General features: G+C 45.8%; 18 protein-coding genes. All 18 read right to left on the bottom strand.

Annotation, left to right across the window (positions count from 1 at the left end):
- Positions 1 to 11: 11 nt before the first annotated feature.
- Entirely contained in the window at positions 12 to 314 is a 303-nt protein-coding gene (locus tag ICW23_RS03955; protein ID WP_003154192.1) for a YlxQ family RNA-binding protein, read from the bottom strand.
- A 1-nt stretch (position 315) separates the two neighbouring features.
- Complete coding sequence (gene rnpM / locus ICW23_RS03950; protein ID WP_188154052.1) at positions 316 to 591, bottom strand: RNase P modulator RnpM; 276 nt, start codon at positions 589 to 591, stop codon at positions 316 to 318.
- A 13-nt stretch (positions 592 to 604) separates the two neighbouring features.
- A complete protein-coding gene (nusA, locus tag ICW23_RS03945) occupies positions 605 to 1,726 on the bottom strand; it encodes a transcription termination factor NusA (RefSeq protein WP_016936089.1) in 1,122 nt (373 codons plus the stop codon).
- Positions 1,727 to 1,765: 39 nt separating this feature from the next.
- Positions 1,766 to 2,236, bottom strand: a complete 471-nt coding sequence (rimP, locus tag ICW23_RS03940) for a ribosome maturation factor RimP (protein ID WP_016936090.1) — start codon at positions 2,234 to 2,236, stop codon at positions 1,766 to 1,768.
- A 240-nt stretch (positions 2,237 to 2,476) separates the two neighbouring features.
- Positions 2,477 to 6,790: a PolC-type DNA polymerase III gene (locus ICW23_RS03935; protein WP_045926444.1), complete on the bottom strand. Its 4,314-nt coding sequence runs from the start codon at positions 6,788 to 6,790 to the stop codon at positions 2,477 to 2,479.
- 111 nt (positions 6,791 to 6,901) lie between these two features.
- A complete protein-coding gene (gene proS, locus ICW23_RS03930) occupies positions 6,902 to 8,596 on the bottom strand; it encodes a proline--tRNA ligase (protein ID WP_016936092.1) in 1,695 nt (564 codons plus the stop codon).
- A 31-nt stretch (positions 8,597 to 8,627) separates the two neighbouring features.
- Positions 8,628 to 9,896 (bottom strand): RIP metalloprotease RseP, encoded by a 1,269-nt coding sequence (gene rseP / locus ICW23_RS03925; RefSeq protein ID WP_095240712.1) that lies wholly within the window; start codon positions 9,894 to 9,896, stop codon positions 8,628 to 8,630.
- 6 nt (positions 9,897 to 9,902) lie between these two features.
- Positions 9,903 to 11,054: a 1-deoxy-D-xylulose-5-phosphate reductoisomerase gene (gene dxr / locus ICW23_RS03920; RefSeq protein ID WP_045926447.1), complete on the bottom strand. Its 1,152-nt coding sequence runs from the start codon at positions 11,052 to 11,054 to the stop codon at positions 9,903 to 9,905.
- 55 nt (positions 11,055 to 11,109) lie between these two features.
- Positions 11,110 to 11,907 carry a phosphatidate cytidylyltransferase gene (locus ICW23_RS03915; protein ID WP_188154051.1) on the bottom strand — a complete coding sequence of 266 codons (798 nt, stop codon included), beginning with the start codon at positions 11,905 to 11,907 and terminating at the stop codon, positions 11,110 to 11,112.
- A gap of 3 nt (positions 11,908 to 11,910) precedes the next feature.
- A complete protein-coding gene (locus tag ICW23_RS03910; RefSeq protein WP_016936096.1) occupies positions 11,911 to 12,693 on the bottom strand; it encodes an undecaprenyl pyrophosphate synthase in 783 nt (260 codons plus the stop codon).
- A 125-nt stretch (positions 12,694 to 12,818) separates the two neighbouring features.
- Positions 12,819 to 13,376, bottom strand: a complete 558-nt coding sequence (gene frr / locus ICW23_RS03905) for a ribosome recycling factor (RefSeq protein ID WP_016936097.1) — start codon at positions 13,374 to 13,376, stop codon at positions 12,819 to 12,821.
- Between the two features lie 2 nt (positions 13,377 to 13,378).
- Positions 13,379 to 14,101 (bottom strand): UMP kinase, encoded by a 723-nt coding sequence (pyrH, locus tag ICW23_RS03900; protein WP_016936098.1) that lies wholly within the window; start codon positions 14,099 to 14,101, stop codon positions 13,379 to 13,381.
- Positions 14,102 to 14,246: 145 nt separating this feature from the next.
- Positions 14,247 to 15,128 carry a translation elongation factor Ts gene (gene tsf, locus ICW23_RS03895; RefSeq protein ID WP_047474979.1) on the bottom strand — a complete coding sequence of 294 codons (882 nt, stop codon included), beginning with the start codon at positions 15,126 to 15,128 and terminating at the stop codon, positions 14,247 to 14,249.
- A gap of 99 nt (positions 15,129 to 15,227) precedes the next feature.
- Positions 15,228 to 15,968 (bottom strand): 30S ribosomal protein S2, encoded by a 741-nt coding sequence (rpsB, locus tag ICW23_RS03890; protein ID WP_047474981.1) that lies wholly within the window; start codon positions 15,966 to 15,968, stop codon positions 15,228 to 15,230.
- 144 nt (positions 15,969 to 16,112) lie between these two features.
- Positions 16,113 to 16,589, bottom strand: coding sequence for a DUF6115 domain-containing protein (locus ICW23_RS03885; RefSeq protein WP_188154050.1), 477 nt, complete (start codon positions 16,587 to 16,589; stop codon positions 16,113 to 16,115).
- Positions 16,590 to 16,616: 27 nt separating this feature from the next.
- On the bottom strand, positions 16,617 to 17,381 hold the full coding sequence (gene sigD / locus ICW23_RS03880; protein ID WP_003154217.1) for an RNA polymerase sigma-28 factor SigD: 765 nt from the start codon (positions 17,379 to 17,381) through the stop codon (positions 16,617 to 16,619).
- A 26-nt stretch (positions 17,382 to 17,407) separates the two neighbouring features.
- Positions 17,408 to 17,908 carry a chemoreceptor glutamine deamidase CheD gene (cheD, locus tag ICW23_RS03875; RefSeq protein ID WP_016936101.1) on the bottom strand — a complete coding sequence of 167 codons (501 nt, stop codon included), beginning with the start codon at positions 17,906 to 17,908 and terminating at the stop codon, positions 17,408 to 17,410.
- Positions 17,905 to 18,534 carry a CheY-P phosphatase CheC gene (gene cheC / locus ICW23_RS03870; RefSeq protein ID WP_014417781.1) on the bottom strand — a complete coding sequence of 210 codons (630 nt, stop codon included), beginning with the start codon at positions 18,532 to 18,534 and terminating at the stop codon, positions 17,905 to 17,907. Before cheC ends, cheD begins: the two co-directional genes overlap by 4 nt.
- Positions 18,535 to 18,546: the final 12 nt, after the last annotated feature.

Raw genomic sequence — 18,546 nt, 5'->3', positions numbered from 1 at the left:
CCCCAAAAATATTAATCGAGCAAGCTGATCAGCTTATTCGCAAAACCTTGGTCAGTGACGGCGACAACGACACGTGATTCCTTGCCGATAGAGCGGCCGAGATCCGCGCGGCTTTCGACTTTTTTATAAGGTACTTTATAATAATTGCATTTATCGGATACTTTTTTTGCAGTATTCGCAGATGCATCTTCTGTCAGCAGAACAAGTTTTGCACGCGCATTTCTAATTTCTTTTATAACCAAGTCCTCGCCCGACACGACCTTACGAGCTCGATTGGCCAGACCCAGCAAGGGAAACCATTCCATTCCAGACATGTTATTTTTTCACCTTTTCCGCCAGTTCCAGCAATTCTTCGAAAATCTGGTCATCGATTTGTGATTGAAATTGATTTTGCAATGTGTTTTTCTTTTTCGCAGCTAAGATGCATTCTTTCTCCAGGGTGATATAGGCACCCCGCCCGTTCTTCTTGCCTATCGGATCGACTGAAATCTCTCCTTCTTTTGAACGGACAATTCGGATCAGTTCCTTTTTAGGCTTCATTTCCCCCGTTACCACACATTTACGCAGAGGAATTTTTTTTCGCTTATTCACCTAAAGTCACCTCTTATTCATCCGATTCTGCTGTTTCAGGCTCCATAAAGAGCGGCTCTAAATCGTCATCTTCTTCATGCTCTCTCGGAAAGATGCCAAGTTCTCTTGCATCCGTTTCACTTTTGATATCAATTTTCCAGCCTGTCAGTTTCGCAGCTAAGCGGGCGTTTTGCCCTCTTTTTCCGATCGCCAGAGAAAGCTGGTAATCAGGAACAACGACAGTCGTGGCTTTTTCTTCTTCGTTGACGATGACATCCAGCACTTTAGATGGGCTGAGCGCATTGGCAACAAATTCAACCGGATCATCAGACCAGTTGACGATATCAATTTTTTCGCCTTTCAGTTCATTGACGATCGCCTGCACGCGCTGGCCTTTAGGCCCGACGCATGAACCGACAGGATCAACGTCAGCATCATCAGTGCGGACAGAGATTTTGGAGCGGTCGCCCGCTTCTCTGGCAACGGATTTCAGCTCGACCGTTCCGTCATAAATTTCCGGCACTTCGATTTCAAAAAGACGTTTCAAAAGACCGGGATGCGTTCTTGATACGTAGATCTGCGGCCCTTTTGTCGTTTTTTCGACTTTTGTGATAAATACTTTAATCCGATCGTGAGGTTTATAGCTCTCATTCGGCATTTGTTCATTAACGGGCAGCAGCGCTTCAATCTTGCCGAGAGACACGTAAATAAACTTGCTGTCTAAGCGCTGTACAATTCCCGTCATGATGTCTTCTTCACGATCGATAAATTCCGAGTAAATCACGCCGCGCTCAGCCTCACGGACACGCTGCGTCACAACTTGTTTCGCCGTCTGCGCGGCAATGCGGCCGAAGTCTTTCGGCGTTACTTCTATTTCAACGACATCTCCGACAAGGTAGTTCGGATGGATGTGCTGGGCGTCGTCAAGCGAGATTTCAAGCCTTGAATCGTATACCTCGTCTACGACATCCTTTCTGGCGAACACGCGGATGGTGCCCGTTTCACGGTTCAGATCGACCCGTACGTTTTGCGCCTGGTTAAAATTTCGCTTATACGCAGAAATTAAGGCAGCTTCAATTGCTTCGATGATAATGTCTTTACTGATGCCTTTTTCTTTTTCAAGAATCGTGAGGGCATCTAATAGTTCACTGCTCATGTTAGCGGTCTCCCCCCTTAAACACTAATACTTCATTGATTAAAATGTTACAGCTAATCTTGCGTTAGCTATTTTTTCATACGGAATATTGACCCGTTTCTTTCTTGTTTTAATTGTCATCTCTATTGTAGCAGTTTGTCCATCAAATTCAGCCAATTTGCCTTCAAACACTTTTAAACCGTCAATCGGTTCGTACGTTTTCATGTACACATTTTTACCCAGTGATTTTTCGAAGTCGGCTTTTTTCTTTAATGGACGCTCGGCTCCAGGAGAAGATACTTCAAGAAAGTAGTTCTGAGTGATCGGATCGGCCTCATCCAGCTTTTCGCTTAACGCTTCGCTGACTTTGGCGCACTCCTCAATATCAACACCGTTATCGGAATCAATAAACACGCGAAGGAACCAGTTTTGACCCTCTTTGACAAATTCAATGTCTACGAGTTCAAGCTGAAGGTCATCCAGTATGGGCTGAGCCATTCCTTGAACGGTATCAGTCACTTTTTTGCTCATGTTTTTCCTCCTTGTGCTGTCGATATCATATCAGCCGTTCCTCTGCATAAAAACCCTGCTTCTAAAGAGCAGGGGCTTTGAGAAAACGATGGACATGTCGAGGCAAAATTGCCTGTTCAATACAAAAGAGCGGGTTTCCCCACTCTTTGCCTCGGTAATCGTTAGCATTTCCAATAAAACTATACCATAACCATATATTTAATGCAAATCAAACTCCGCTCAGACGGCTGTCCTCAAAGCTTAAAACAGAGACAGCTGATTTTGATCCGGGAGCGACTCCAGACAGCCGTGGCGGTCTAAATACTCTAAAATGGTTTTTGACACTTTTCCGCGTTTTTGAAGGTCCTCTTTTGAAAGGAACTCTCCTTCTTCCCGCGCTTTTACAATATTGAGAGCGGCATTGGTTCCAAGCCCCGGAATCGAGTTGAACGGCGGAATCAGACTGTTGCCGTCAATGATAAATTCCGAAGCGCTGGAACGGTATAGATCGACCTTCTGGAAAGAATAGCCGCGTTCACACATTTCAAGCGCAAGCTCTAACACGGTCAGGAGGTTTTTTTCCTTCGGCGAAGCATCAAGCCCTTTAGAGCTGATATCATCCATCACCGCTCTGATGGCAGTCGAGCCTTTAATCATCGTATCAATGTCAAAGTCATCTGCGCGCACGGTAAAATACGCAGCATAATATAAAAGCGCGTGATGCACTTTAAAGTATGCAATCCGCACCGCCATTAATACGTATGCAGCGGCGTGGGCTTTCGGGAACATGTATTTGATTTTTTTGCATGAATCAATATACCAGTTCGGCACATTGTTCTTTTTCATTTCTTCTTCCCATTCCGGCGTCAGGCCTTTGCCTTTACGGACAAATTCCATGATCTTAAAGGCCAGTGAAGGCTCAAGGCCCTGATAAATCAAGTAAACCATAATGTCATCGCGGCAGCCGATCACTTCGCTCAGTTCACACGTATTGTTGTGTATCAGTTCCTGTGCATTGCCGAGCCATACGTCCGTTCCGTGGGAAAGCCCGGAAATCTGGACAAGCTCAGAGAACGTCGTCGGCTTTGTATCCTCAAGCATCTGCCGTACAAATCGCGTCCCGAATTCAGGAATGCCGAGCGTCCCCGTTTTACAGCCGATCTGTTCTTCAGTGACGCCGAGCGATTCTGTGCCTTGGAAAATCTTCATGACTTCCGGATCATCTGTCGGAATCGTCTTCGGATCAATTCCGCTTAAATCCTGAAGCATCCGGATGACTGTCGGATCATCGTGCCCCAATATATCAAGCTTCAGCAGGTTGTCATGAATGGAGTGGAAGTCAAAGTGAGTCGTTTTCCATTCAGACCCTGTCGCATCAGCAGGGAATTGAATTGGTGAAAAATCGTAAATATCCATGTAATCCGGCACAACGATAATGCCCCCCGGGTGCTGGCCGGTCGTTCTCTTAACGCCGGTGCATCCCTGTACAAGGCGGTCGATCTCCGCGCCGCGCATATGAAGGTTGTGGTCGCCCGCATAGCCTTTCACATATCCGTAAGCCGTCTTTTCCGCAACGGTGCCGATCGTTCCCGCGCGATAAACATTATCTTCCCCGAACAGCACTTTCGTGTAGTTATGGGCATGCGGCTGATACTCACCTGAGAAGTTCAAGTCGATATCAGGTACTTTGTCACCTTTAAAGCCTAAGAACGTTTCAAACGGAATATCATGTCCGTCCTTTTTCAAAGGAGTGCCGCAAGACGGGCAGCTTTTATCCGGAAGGTCAAAACCGGAACCGACTGATCCGTCATTAAAGAATTCGGAATACCGGCAGCTCGGGCACACATAATGCGGAGCAAGCGGGTTCACTTCAGTAATTTCCGTTAAGGTCGCCACAAGTGATGAACCGACGGACCCCCGGGAGCCGACGAGATAGCCGTCATCCAAAGACCGTTTGACAAGCTTATGTGAAATGAGATAAATAACGGCGAATCCGTGGCCGATGATGCTTTTTAATTCTTTTTCTATTCTCGCTTCAACAATTTCGGGAAGCTCCTCACCGTAAATGCTTCTCGCGCGCTGATAGCTCATTTCACGGATTTCTTCATCAGCACCTTCAATTTTCGGCGTGTACAGGTCGTCTTTAATCGGCTTGATCTCTTCGATCATCGAAGCGACTTTCTGCGTATTGTCAACCACGATTTCTTTCGCTTTTTCCGCACCCAGAAAAGAGAAAGCCTCCAGCATTTCATCTGTCGTTCTGAAGTGCACCTTTGGCAGTTCATGCCTGTTTAACGGGTTGGCGCCGCCTTGGGAAGAAATTAAGATCTTTCGGTAAATTTTATCCTCATCGTTTAAATAGTGGACATTTCCCGTAGCAACGACCGGCTTATTCAATTTTTCCCCGAGCTTCGTAATGTTGGCGATGATTTCTTTCAGCGCTTTTTCATCCCGGACGAGTTCAAGCTGCAGCAGGTGTCTGTATACTTCCGGCGGCTGCACTTCAAGGTAGTCATAGAAGGATGCGATATCTTCAACCTCTTCAGGTGATTTTTGCATCATGCCTTCAAAAACCTCTCCCCTGTCACAGGCAGAGCCGATTAACAGGCCTTCTCTGTATTTGTTAAGCTGTGACCTCGGAATGCGCGGCACTCTGTAGAAATATTGAATATGAGAAATCGACACGAGCTTAAACAGATTTTTCAGGCCGGTCTCATTTACGGCAAGCAATGTTGCGTGATAAGGTCTCGATCTTTGGTAAGCATTGGATTGTCCCATATTCTCATTCAGCTGATCATGATAAAAAATATCTTTTTCAGCCGCGTCTTTAAGCATTTTCAACAGCAGGTATCCCGTTGCTTCAGCGTCAAAGACCGCACGGTGATGCTGGGTTAATTCAATATCAAACTTTTTACATAACGTATTTAAGCGGTGATTTTTAAATTCAGGATACAGGAAACGCGCGAGTTCCAGCGTATCAATGACCGGATTTTTCGCTTTTTCCGTTTTCAGAAGGCGCTTGTACGCTACATTTAAAAATCCCATATCAAAGCTGGCGTTATGAGCCACAAGCACATCATCGCCGATCCACTCTTTAAAATCCCGGACAACGTCAACGACATCGGGAGCGTCGCGGACCATGTCATCCGTAATCCCGGTAAGCTCTATCGTCGTTGCTGACAGCGGATGATGCGGATTGGCGAACGCTTCGAATTTATCAATGATTTCTCCGCCTCTTATTTTGACTGCGGCCAGCTCAATGATCGTGTCATACACGGCAGACAGACCTGTCGTTTCAACGTCAAAGACGACATATGTGTCCTCTTCAAGAAGACGGTGAGCGGGATTGTATGCGATCGGAACGCCGTCATCTACGATGTTGGCTTCCATTCCGTAAATCATTTTAATACCGTGTTTTTTCGCGGCGGAATAGGCATCCGGGAAGGACTGCACGACGGCATGATCAGTTAAGGCAATCGCTTCATGCCCCCATTTTTTCGCCTGTTCGACAAGCTTTCCGATTCCCGTTACAGCGTCCATTTGACTCATCGGGGAATGCAGATGAAGCTCTACCCGCTTTTCGCCTTCAGGAGCGGTGTCTTCACGGGTTTCGGCTTTTATTTCATTCACGTCATTTGCAATCATGACGAGGTCTCTGACGAATGTATCGTTTTGGATGCTTCCCCGCGCTTTCACCCACATGCCCTTTTTCAGTGTTTTCATCAGGGCGGCGTCTTCTTTTTCTCTCGCAAACATTTTTACTAAAATACTGTTTGTATAGTCCGTGATTTTGAAAATGCAGAGCGTGCGTCCGCTTTTCAGCTCGCGTGTTTCAGCATCAAACACATAGCCCTGCACCGTAATTCTTCTTTCTTCATCCATGATGCTGTCAAGCGTCCGGATTTCTTCGTTCTCTTTAATTTGATAGCCGATGACAAGCGGGCCGGACGGCGCTTGATCCTCATCGCCCTCTTTTTCCTTCTTCTCCATTTCGATAAGCGCCTGCATCGCCCGCTCCTGATCTTCAGCAAGCTTTTGCTCGCGGAATTTCTGGACTTCTTGGTCAGACACGAAAGTTTCGGTATCCAGCTGCAGTTCCGGGAAACCGAATTGGCGATAGCTGTGCTGAATCAGAGCGCTGTATTTATTTTTGAGCGCCGATGCTTCTGTATCTGTTTTTGTTTTCACGATCAGCTTGTTTCCCTTGAGCTTCGGTTTCTGCTGATTCAAAAGTGCCACCATCGGCGGCGAGGTTCCTTCAAGCTCTTCGATACAGCGTGTCCAATAATCCTGTACAAGCTTCTCTGACACTCTAGGATCAATGACTTGAATGGACGATGTGACCCGGGCAATGTGAGCAAACGATTGTGTTAATCTCATCATGAATGAGTCATATATTTGATACGGCAAAAGAGCCTTAAAGCGAAATTGAAAATGCCAGGCCTTTTCTGCTTTATGGATTGTCAGTTTATCAATCTCTCCGTCTTCAAAGTATGTCATGAAGGTATCATCTGTCATATTAAGCTGCTGAAGAAGAATCTGAAACTGTCTTCTGTTTACTGATAACTGTTCCATTCAGACAGTATCCCTCCCTTAAAACATCATAAGTGAAGGTACCTCCGCAGGTGATGAGGTACCTTCTTTTTTCTCTATTTTAACATGATTTTGTACGATTCGTTATGGTGATTACTTCGTCTTGATAAATTCAGAAAGCTCATCCACTGAAACTTCGGCAGATTCACCGGTTTTGCGGATTTTCACTTCTACGATGCCTTCATCTGCACGTTTACCGACAGTAATGCGGATCGGAAGGCCGATCAGGTCAGAGTCAGCAAATTTCACGCCTGCGCGTTCAGCGCGGTCATCGTATAACACTTCATAACCTTCGGCTTGGAGTTTACCGTATAGCTGCTCGGCAAGCTCTTTTTGCGCTTCGTTTTTCATATTCAGCGCCAAAATATGAAGATCATACGGAGCAACGCTTTTCGGCCAGATCAGGCCTTTTTCGTCGTGGTGCTGTTCGGCGATTGCTGAAAGCGTTCTTGATACGCCGATTCCGTAACATCCCATCAGCATCGGCTGCGCACGCCCGTTTTCATCAAGGTATGTCGCATTCATCGCTTCAGAGTAACGCGTACCGAGCTTAAAGACTTGTCCGACCTCAATTCCTTCAGCGAAGCGGATCTTGCCTTTTCCGTCAGGTGACGGATCGCCTTCCTGAATGATTCGAAGATCGGCATATGCTTTTACAGACGCATCGCGTTCGATGTTTACGTTTCTGTAATGGCGGTCTTTTTCATTCGCGCCGCTTACGGCGTTTACCATGACTTTCACAGCCTGGTCGGCATAAATCTCAATGTCGCCGGCAGCGCCGATCGGCCCCGCAAATCCCGGCTCCGTGCCAAGCTTCTCCGCTACCTCTTCATGAGACGCAAGCTCAACCACTTCCGCGTTTAGAAGGTTTTTCACTTTTACGTCATTGACCTCATGATCGCCCCTTACTAACACGAGAACAAATCGGTCATCTGCTTTAAACAGCATGGATTTGATGCAGGCGCTCGGTTCAATCTGAAGGAAAGAAGCCAGCTCTTCAATGCTTTTAACATTCGGCGTATCAATTTTCTCCAGCGCCTCGGGTTTTTCATTGGAAGGCTCGCTTTTCATGACAACTTCGGCCATTTCCGTGTTGGCTGCGTAAGAGGATTCATCGGAATAAGCGATGGTGTCTTCCCCTATTTCGGAAAGAGCCATAAATTCATGCGTGTCTTTTCCGCCCATTGCGCCTGAGTCAGCGATAACGGGACGGACGTTTAATTCGCACCGTGCGAAAATGCTGCTGTATGCGCCGTACATGTTTTGGTATGTTTCCTCCAGACTTTCTTCAGAGGCATGGAAAGAATACGCATCTTTCATGATGAATTCGCGTCCCCGCAATAACCCGAAACGCGGGCGTTTTTCATCTCTGAATTTAGACTGGATCTGGTAAAGAGTGAGCGGCAGACGCTTATAAGATTTCACCTCATCGCGCACGAGAGAAGTAATGACTTCTTCATGCGTCGCGCCTAAAGCAAATTCGCGGCCGTGACGGTCTTTCAGACGCATCAATTCAGGCCCGTACGTATACCATCTGCCTGATTCCTGCCATGTTTCGGCCTGCTGAAGGGCCGGCATCAGCATTTCCACCGCGTTGATTTTTTCCATTTCTTCACGCACGATCTTCTGAATGTTTTGAATGACCCTGTAAGCAAGGGGCATGTAGCTGTAAACCCCGCTCGTATTTTGTCTGATAAATCCCGCTCTCAGCAGAAGCTTATGGCTTTTTGCTTCAGCATCAGCCGGCACTTCTCTCAGGGTCGGAATAAGCGTCAAACTTTGTCTCATGTCTTCGCACCTCTGATTTTTTACTAGTCAATTATAAGAATAAACGCTGGATATCGTTCCATGTGACAACCAGCATAAGAAGCATTAAGAAAGCTACGCCGATAAATACGACAAATGCTTCCTTGTCACGGTTAATCGGCTTACCGCGGATTGCTTCAATGAATAAAAACAGCAGCCGTCCGCCGTCAAGCGCCGGGATCGGCAGCAGGTTGACGATTCCAAGGTTGATGCTTAAAAATGCCGCAAACTGGAATAGATTGATGATGCCGGTTTTTGCAACCTGATCCGTCATATCATAAATCCCCACAGGACCCGAAAGCATATCAAGCTTAAACTGGCCTGTCACGATTTTGCTTAAGTTGGTCAGGATCGCCTTTGTGACATCAACAGTAGATGTCGCGCCGTAAGCGATCGCTGCGAACGCGCCTTTTTCAGTCGGCGCATAAGAGCCGAAGCGGCCGATTGTTTTTTTGTTTTCATCTTTTACGGCTTCAGGGGTAACCGAGATATGAAACGATTTGCCGTCCCGTTTGACGGCGACATCGATTTTTTTCCCGGGATTGTCTTTTACCGCTGTCACGATGTCAGTCCATGACCGCATTTTTTCACCGTTAATGCTCTGGATATAGTCGCCTTCTTGTAAACCGGCAGCCGCAGCACGTCCATTGTCCGTCAGCTTCCCGAGCTCAGGCTGATTCGAAGGCACGCCCTGAATAAATCCAAGCATGACGAGAATGACATACGCTAAGATGAAGTTCATAATCGGACCGGCTGCAATCGCCTTAATCCGCTGCCATACGGGTTTTGACCCGAATTGACGGTTGTAAGGCGCAATCTGCACTTCTTCTCCGTCTACGATGAAAAAAGAGGTCTGGCTGACAGTAAAGGCCGCCAGCTCATCTTCTTTCCCCTGCTCGTACCCGGTAATCTTCATTTCGTGCTCAAGATCAGCCGTCTCTACCTCGATAATTAAAGCGTCGGGGTATTTTTCCTTTTGATTAATGATGACTTTTTCCACTTCGTCGTCTTTATTAAAAAGAAGACCGACGGTATAACCCGGTTTGACTTCAATCATCTCCGGATCTTCACCGGCCATGCGGACGAACCCGCCGACCGGAAGGAGCCTGATCGTATACACGGTTTCATTCTTTTTAAATGAAAAGATTTTGGGCCCGAAACCGATCGCAAACTCGCGGCAAAGGATTCCCGCTCTTTGGGCGAGCAGTAAATGCCCCAGCTCATGGAAGAAAACGAGCGTTCCGAAAATAATAATAAACGCGATAACTGTATTCACGAACATACCACCTTATGTGAGTATTGAATTAACGTATCCCCGGGTGTCTTTGTCCACTTCTTGGATATCCGCAAGACTCGGATCCTGAATTACGCTGTGGCGGTTCAATGCTTTTTCAATCAGATCTTCAATCGTTAAGAACGAAATCCGTCCGCCAAGAAAAGCGGCAACTGCTTCTTCATTAGCCGCATTTAAAACCGTCGGCATCGTTCCCCCTATTTTACCTGATTCAAAGGCAAATTGTAAGCAGCGGAACCTTTCAAAGTCAGCTTTCGCAAAATGGAGGCTTCCGATCTCCCATAATTCAAGCCTTTTTGTTTCAGGCAGAGGCAGCCGGTCCGGATATGTCAGCGCGTATTGAATCGGCACCCTCATGTCCGGATTTCCGAGCTGGGCGATGACGCTTCTGTCGTGAAATTCAACCATCGAATGAATGATGCTCTCCTTATGTAAAACAACGTCAATCTGTTCATACGGAATGTCAAACAGCCAATGCGCTTCAATGACTTCAAGCCCTTTATTCATCATTGTAGCCGAGTCAATCGTAATCTTTGCACCCATCGACCAGTTCGGGTGATTAAGGGCGTCGGCAATCGTTACAGACTCAAGCTCCTGCCGCGTTTTATCTCTGAAACTGCCGCCGGATGCTGTAATGATCAGACGCTCGATATTTTTGCTCTGTTCGCCTTGCAGCGCCTGAAAAATAGCGGAATGTTCGCTGTCGACCGGAAGAAGAGGAACGCCGTATTGTTTTGCGTGTCCTTTCACTATATGCCCGGCAGTGACGAGAGTTTCCTTATTTGCAAGGGCAATTGTTTTTTTCTGTTCAATCGCTTTCAAAGTCGGAATTAAACCGACGCTTCCGAGCAGCGCATTGACCACGATATCCACTTCATCCATGACTGCCGCTTCAATCAGGCCTTCTTCTCCGATGCCGATTTGACATTCATGAGAAAAAGACGCCTCTTTCACTTTTTGATATGTATCCATGTCGCCGACTGCTACATATTTCGGCTGAAACGTTCTGATCAACGGTATCGCTTTCTCGGCATTTTTACCGAAAGTCATCGAGACGAGACGGAATTGATCTTGATGCATGCGCAATACGTCTAACGTCTGCTCTCCTATTGATCCTGTTGCTCCTAAAAGACAAATATTCTTCAAAATGCCACTCCCATTCTATGCGTCCAGATCGGTCTTGTTTTCATATTAGCCTTTCTCATGAAAAAAGCGCAAGCAGAAAGTATAAGAACGGCATGACAAACAAAAAGCTGTCAAATCGATCTAAAATGCCGCCGTGCCCTGGAAGGATTTTTCCCGAATCCTTCACATCATAGTGCCGCTTAAGCGCTGATTCAACCAAATCCCCGATCTGTCCGAAAACAGACAGAACAAGCGTGATGACCAAAAGAATCGGGTATGAAATCGGAAGGTGCGCAAACAGCTGGAAAACAGCCGTAAAAATAAGAGCGATCGCAATACCGCCGAGAAACCCTTCCACCGTTTTGTTGGGGCTGATTTCGGGCCACAGCTTCCGCTTCCCGAGCGACTTTCCGACGAAATATGCGCCCGAGTCCGTTGACCATATGACAACGCAGGCATAAAAGATATACAAAAGCCCGTTTGTTTCAATGTTTCTGATTTCAATAAAATAATGAAAACACAGTCCGATATATACCGTCGCGAGGACGATGAACCCGACTTCGTCAAACGTAAAGGTGTTTTTCACAAGCACCGTATAGCTGAGAAGTATCAGTACGGCGAAAATCGTCACTTCCATTTTCGCGTCAAAAAAATGATACTCATCCGGCATCATATACAGCCATAACAGCAAGAGGCTGATCAGCCCCGGAAAAGAAAAAAATCTGAGCTTTTTCATCCGCAAAAGCTCAAAAAGCGCTATACTTCCCATCACGTAAACAAATATGGTGAACGGCAATCCTCCGAAAATAACCAAAAATAAAAATAGTGCCGCTGCCAAAACACCCGTTAACAATCTTTGTTTCATTTCCACCATCCTCTAAATTCCGCCAAACCTCCGGCCCCGCTGCTGAAATTCTCCCACTGCCTGCAGAAAGTGATCTTCTTTAAAATCGGGCCACAGGACATCTGTAAAAACAAATTCACTGTAAGCCACCTGCCAAAGCATAAAATTGCTCAGTCTGATTTCTCCGCTCGTTCTGATAAGGAGCTCCGGATCCTGAAGTGATTCTGTCATTAAATGCCCGGAAAAGAGCGCTTCATCAATGTCTTCGATATTCAGCGTGCCGCTTTTCACCTGTTCGGCCAATGCTTTTGCCGCATTGACGATTTCCGTGCGCCCGCCGTAGTTCAAAGCGAAATTGAGAATCAGCCCGTCATTTTGTTCTGTATCTTTTACGGCCTTCTCAATCGCCCTGTACGTATGAGAAGGGAGCGCAGATTCATCTCCGATAATTTTCACCTGTACATTTTCCTCTATTAATTCAGGAAGGTACGTATTCAGGAACTCTTCCGGAAGCTTCATTAAAAAGTCGACTTCCATCTTCGGGCGCTTCCAGTTCTCCGTGGAAAACGCATAAAGCGTCAAAACTTTGACGCCGAGCTGATTTGCGAGCTTTGTCACCCTTTTTACCACTTTCATTCCTTCATGATGTCCGGCAATCCGCGGAAGTGAGCGTTTCTTCGCCCAGCGCCCGTTTCCGTCCATAATAATGGCGATGTGTGCGGGAATTTCACCCTTCAGTATGTCTTCTTTTGTATACCGTTCTAAGTTGGAAGCCGCATTCTGCTGATTCTTCCAATTTTTGAGTATGTTGAGCATGAGATTCCTCCGTCACCCAAAAAGGTTGCATTGCTGATGATCAATGTAATCAACAGTATTAACAAAAAAACCCCCTGTAAACATGAGAGGGTCTTTTCACATTATCTATTGTACATAGTTTTTCATTAAACTTCCATGATTTCTTTTTCTTTGTCCTTTGTGACGCTGTCAATTTTTGACACATATTCATCTGTCAGCTTTTGAACGTCTTCACTGGAAGCACGAAGCTCGTCTTCTGTAATGTCTCCGTTTTTCTCAAGCTTCTTGAGTTCATCATTGCTGTCACGGCGGACATTACGGACTGCTACTTTCGCTTCTTCCGCATATTTTTTCACGACTTTGACAAGTTCTTTACGTCTTTCTTCCGTCAGAGCCGGGATCGCGATACGGATAATTGTGCCGTCACTTGTCGGAGTTACGCCAAGATCAGCTTTCAGGATCGCTTTTTCAATATCGCCGATTGCTGTTTTGTCATACGGTGTGACAACAAGCATACGCGCTTCAGGCACATTGATGGAAGACAGCTGGTTTAAAGGTGTTTGGGCACCGTAGTATTCTACTGTCACTTTATCCAATAGAGACGGGTTGGCACGTCCTGCGCGGACTGACGCCAATTCCCGTGAATAAGCGGCAACCGCTTTTTCCATGCGTTCTTTTGTTTGTGTTAATACTTCGTTTGACAACGTTATTTCCCCCTTACGATCGTTCCGATTGATTCGCCGATTACGGCACGCTTAATATTTCCTTCTTCCATAATAGAAAAGACGATCAGCGGAATATCATTATCCATACATAGTGAAGAAGCCGTAGAATCCATGACTTCCAGCCCGTCTTTTAACACATCGAGATAAGATAATTGTTCGTATTTAACGGCTGACTCATCTTTTCTGGGATCAGCATTATACACACCGTCGACATTATTTTTCGCCATTAAGATCACATCCGCTTCGATTTCAGCGGCACGCAGCGCTGCGGTTGTGTCCGTAGAGAAATAAGGGTTTCCTGTTCCCGCGGCAAAAATCACAACGCGTTTTTTCTCCAGATGGCGGATGGCTTTTCTTCTGATGTAAGGCTCAGCGACCTGACGCATTTCAATTGATGTCTGCACTCTGGACTGGATTCCGAGAGTTTCAAGACTGTCCTGCAGGGCAAGTGAGTTCATGACAGTGGCAAGCATGCCCATATAATCGGCAGTCGCACGGTCCATTCCTAAGTCACTGCCTGTTTTTCCGCGCCATAAGTTGCCGCCGCCTACGACTACGGCCACTTCGACGTCAAGCTCAGCGATTTCTTTTACCTGTTTAGCTATGGATTGGATGACAGTCGGATTAATCCCGTTTCCCTGTTCTCCTGCCAACGCTTCTCCGCTAAGCTTTAAAACGATACGATTGTATTTTGGTTTTTCCATAATAACCTCCAAGTGTAAACATTGCCGTTTCCTATTATGCAAGAGAAAAAAAAGTTTGTAAATATAGTTTTAAAAATAGGGAACACAAGTAGTGTCCCCTATACTGCCTGAAAAGCCGCGAAAGATTCGCCGAGGCTTTCCGCCATTATTTTTTCACTTGGTTCATAACTTCTTCAGCAAAGTTTTCTTGGCGTTTTTCAATACCTTCTCCAACTTCGTAGCGGACGTAAGTTTTAACAGATGCGTTTTTCGCAGCGACAACTTGTTTCACTTTTTCGTCTGGGTTTTTAACGAAAGCTTGGTCTAATAAGCAAATTTCTTCGAAGAATTTGTTCAGACGGCCTTCAACCATTTTAGCTACGATGTTTTCCGGTTTGCCTTCTTGAAGAGCTTGCTGAGTCAGGATCTGACGCTCGTGGTTTGCTTCTTCTTCAGACACTTGGTCGCGTGAAATGTAACGAGGATTTACCGCCGCAACATGCATTGCGATGTCTTTTGCAAGATCTTCGTCAGTTGTTCCGCTAAGAACAGATAATACGCCGATGCGGCCACCCATGTGAAGGTAAGCACCGAACGCTTCGCTGTCTTCTTTTGTAAGAACAGCAAAACGGCGAAGAGTGATTTTCTCTCCGATTTTAGCAACGTTGCTTGTGATGTATTCTTCAACAGTAGAACCGTTTTCCATCTTTTGTCCCATTGCTTCTTCAAGATCAGCAGGAGCGTTTGTAAGAAGGTGGTCAGCAAGCGTGTCCAGAAGCTCTTTGAAGCCTTCGTTTTTCGCAACGAAGTCAGTTTCAGAGTTTACTTCTAAGATAACGCCTTTGTTGCCGTCAGTTTTAATAAGAGTAGAACCTTCAGCAGCGATACGGTCAGCTTTTTTAGCTGCTTTCGCAATTCCTTTTTCTCTCAGAAGGTCGATTGCTTTGTCCATATCTCCGTCAGTTTCAGTCAACGCTTTTTTACAGTCCATCATACCAGCGCCTGTTTTTTGACGCAGTTCTTTTACCTGCTGTGCAGTAATAGCCATTTAAATTCCTCCTTATATGTGTAAACAAGATATGTATAGATACATTTTTCTTGAAAAAAGGTGATAAAAGGCAGTCCCTCTTATCACCTTTTGATTAGGTTACGCAGTTGTCGTTTCTGTTTCAGGTGCAGTCTCTTCAGCAGCTTCCGCTTCTTCTTCGCCTTGCTTCGCTTCTAAGATTGCATCTGCCATTTTAGAAGTAAGAAGTTTGACAGCGCGGATTGCGTCATCGTTTGCAGGGATTACGACATCAATTTCATCAGGATCACAGTTTGTATCTACGATTCCGATGATAGGAATGTTCAATTTGCGAGCTTCCGCAACAGCGATGCGCTCTTTGCGAGGATCGATGATGAATAATGCATCAGGAAGACCCTTCATGTCTTTAATTCCGCCGAGGAATTTTTCAAGACGCTCTAATTCTTTTTTCAATTGAACAACTTCTTTTTTCGGAAGTACTTCAAACGTACCGTTTTCTTGCATTTTTTCAATGTCTTTAAGACGTTTAATACGTTTTTGGATTGTTTCAAAGTTTGTTAATGTACCGCCCAACCAGCGTTGGTTGACAAAGTACATGCCAGAGCGCTGAGCTTCTTCTTTAACAGAATCCTGAGCTTGTTTTTTTGTTCCGACGAAAAGGATTTTTCCGCCTTCAGCAGCAAGATTTTTAGTGAAGTTGTAAGCTTCCTCTACTTTTTTGACTGTTTTTTGAAGGTCAATGATGTAGATTCCGTTACGCTCCGTGAAAATGTAACGCTTCATTTTTGGGTTCCAACGGCGTGTTTGGTGACCGAAGTGAACACCAGCTTCAAGCAATTGCTTCATAGAAATGACTGACATGTTATTTCCTCCTAATATAATGGTTTTTTTTCCTCCGCTTAAGTCATTTTTGTACAGAACTGCCGCCTGCAGCACCCTCTGCATAAATCGTTAAGCGTGTGTATTTAACACCAAGACATAATATAACACAGCTTTATGCGACAATCAAGAATCCTTTACAGCTTTGCCGCGAAATTTTAAAAACAGCTCGATTTCTGTCTTACCGCTCTTCATCCGTTTGGCAATTTCCGCGGGAGTGAGCCCCTGTTCATATAATTCTGCAACGCGTTCTTCAAACGAATGCGCGCCGCTGTTTTCCTCACTTTCGGCCTGTTCCGTTGCACTGATGAGTTTTTCCATGTGATCCGGAATATCAGGCTCTTTTTGCGGTTTGACGGGCCGGGATTCCGTGTCTTCTGCGTCCGGCGCTTGATCAGCCCGGTTTTTGGCATCTTCGAGTCTTTCATTTTCTTCTTTTAACTCAAGCAGAAACGCAGCAAGGGTGTTTTCCGTCTCTTCAAGAATCTTCTTCTGCTGACGCTCCGTCTCCTTGAGGGCTGAAAACCTCGTATACAGAATAATGACAGCATAAAGCAGTATGCCGTGAAGCACAAAGCTCAAAAGCCATAATAGTGTTGACATGTTTTTCACTCGCTAACCATGAGTTCATTATTGAATTACTTTTTCAAGCAGATGCTTTAATTTAAACAGCGCCTTTGAATGAATCTGCGAAATCCGAGAGGTCGAAAGATTCAGGACTTGTCCGATTTCGGTCAGTGTCAGTTCTTCTTTATAAAATAAGCTGACGACAAGCTGTTCTTTTTCAGAGAGCTCGTGAATTTTGCCCGCAAGCTGGGCGATCAGCTCGTCCTTCATGATTTTTTCTTCCGGCGGCACATTTTTGTCATCTCTGATCATGACTTGAATATTCTCACCGTCATCCTGGTCGTGAAGCTTTTCATCAATTGATAAGAGATTGGCAAAAAACCCTTCATTCATCGTTGATACTACGTCCTGCTCCGTCATCCCCAGTTCTTCTGCGATCTCTGAAGGCGTCACATTCCGAAGGTAGCGCTGTTCAAGTTTTTCGATCGCCGCTTCGACTTTTTTTGTCTTCTCCCGTGAAGTTCTGGGCAGCCAATCTTCTTTACGCAGCCCGTCGATGATTGCACCGCGAATTCTAAACGAGGCATAGGTATCAAATTTTAAATCCCGGCCGGGGTCAAATTTTTCTAGGGCATCATATAAACCAAGCATACCAAGGCTCATTAGATCGTCTTTATGCACCGACTTCGGCAGTCCGACGGAAATTCTGCCGACATGATATGTGACCAGCGGCATGTAACGGCGCATTAAATCATCACCGGCTTTAGGATCTTTCCACTCTTTCCAGCGCGACCAAAGCACCTGATCTTCATAATTCAAGGATTGCATTGTTATCCCCCTACCTCATACCTTAATTAAATCGTTGTTTCACCTTGTTTAACAGTTCGGATGTGCAGCATGCAGGACTTTGGCTCAAATTCAATCGTCCGGCCGCTTGAGCCGCCGGTATCTTCACTGATGACCGGAATGTTATACAATGAAAGCTGCTCTTTAATGGCCGCTACGTTCCTTGGGCCGATTTTCATCAGATCGTTTGTCATTTTAAACTTAAACATCTCGGCTCCCCCGGCGAGTTTTGCCTTCAGGGCAAACTTGCGGCATCCGGCTTTCAAAAGCATGTCAATCGTCGTCTTTACGGCGGTGTCTGCATATTTTGCGCGGTTCAGTTCCGCCGTTTTCGATAAACCGGAGTCCGGAAGCATCACGTGAACGAGTCCCGCCGTTTGTTTGTCTTTATCGTATAAAACCAGTCCCACGCATGAACCGAGACCCGAAGTCCGGATTTTATCCGGATAACGCGCGATTTGAACATCCGCAATCCCCACTTTAACAACTGCGGCTTCCGCACGGCTCATAAAGCCGCACCCAATGAGACGAAGAGCTTTTCAAAAGAATCATAGTCCGGAAGCATAAACATATGGGCTTTGAGCTCCTGCCGGCTGCCTTGGTCAAAAATAGAAGTATCCACGACAATGGCATGTTCCCCGACTTGGCTGAGCTCCATCAGCCCTTCACTGATAACCGCACCGAACATATCCAGTGAGATTTCCGGCACACTCGGATAAATCTCAAGCTTCGTCAAATCAGCCAATGCCGTTAAATAGGAACCTGCTAAAATATTGCCGAACTCATGTAAAGCAGAAGAACTCAAATGATCTTCACCCAACTGGTCAATATCAAAATCCGGATTTCCGATCAGCTCTCTGATAAACTGTTCCGCTTGATCAAAAGGCATGATGAGAAAGATAGAACCGGTCATGTCGCCTTCCATTCTTAAAAAGATACTGGCGACCGGCGTTTCGGCACCTCCGAAAAAATCAGCGAGCTCATCAAATGTCAATAAGGTCGCAAACGGCACTTCCATATCTATCTTTCTGTTCAGCAGCTGAGCCATGGCAGAGGCTGAGTGACCCGCCCCGATATTTCCGACTTCCCGCAAAATATCCATCTGCTCTTCTTTGATCGCTTCAAACTTACTCATGTTGTCTTATCC

The sequence above is a fragment of the Bacillus sp. 1021 genome (assembly GCF_014534735.1).
Taxonomy (GTDB): domain Bacteria; phylum Bacillota; class Bacilli; order Bacillales; family Bacillaceae; genus Bacillus; species Bacillus siamensis.
Note: the sequence above shows the minus strand (reverse complement) of the source record. Positions and strands in the feature narration are given on the sequence as shown.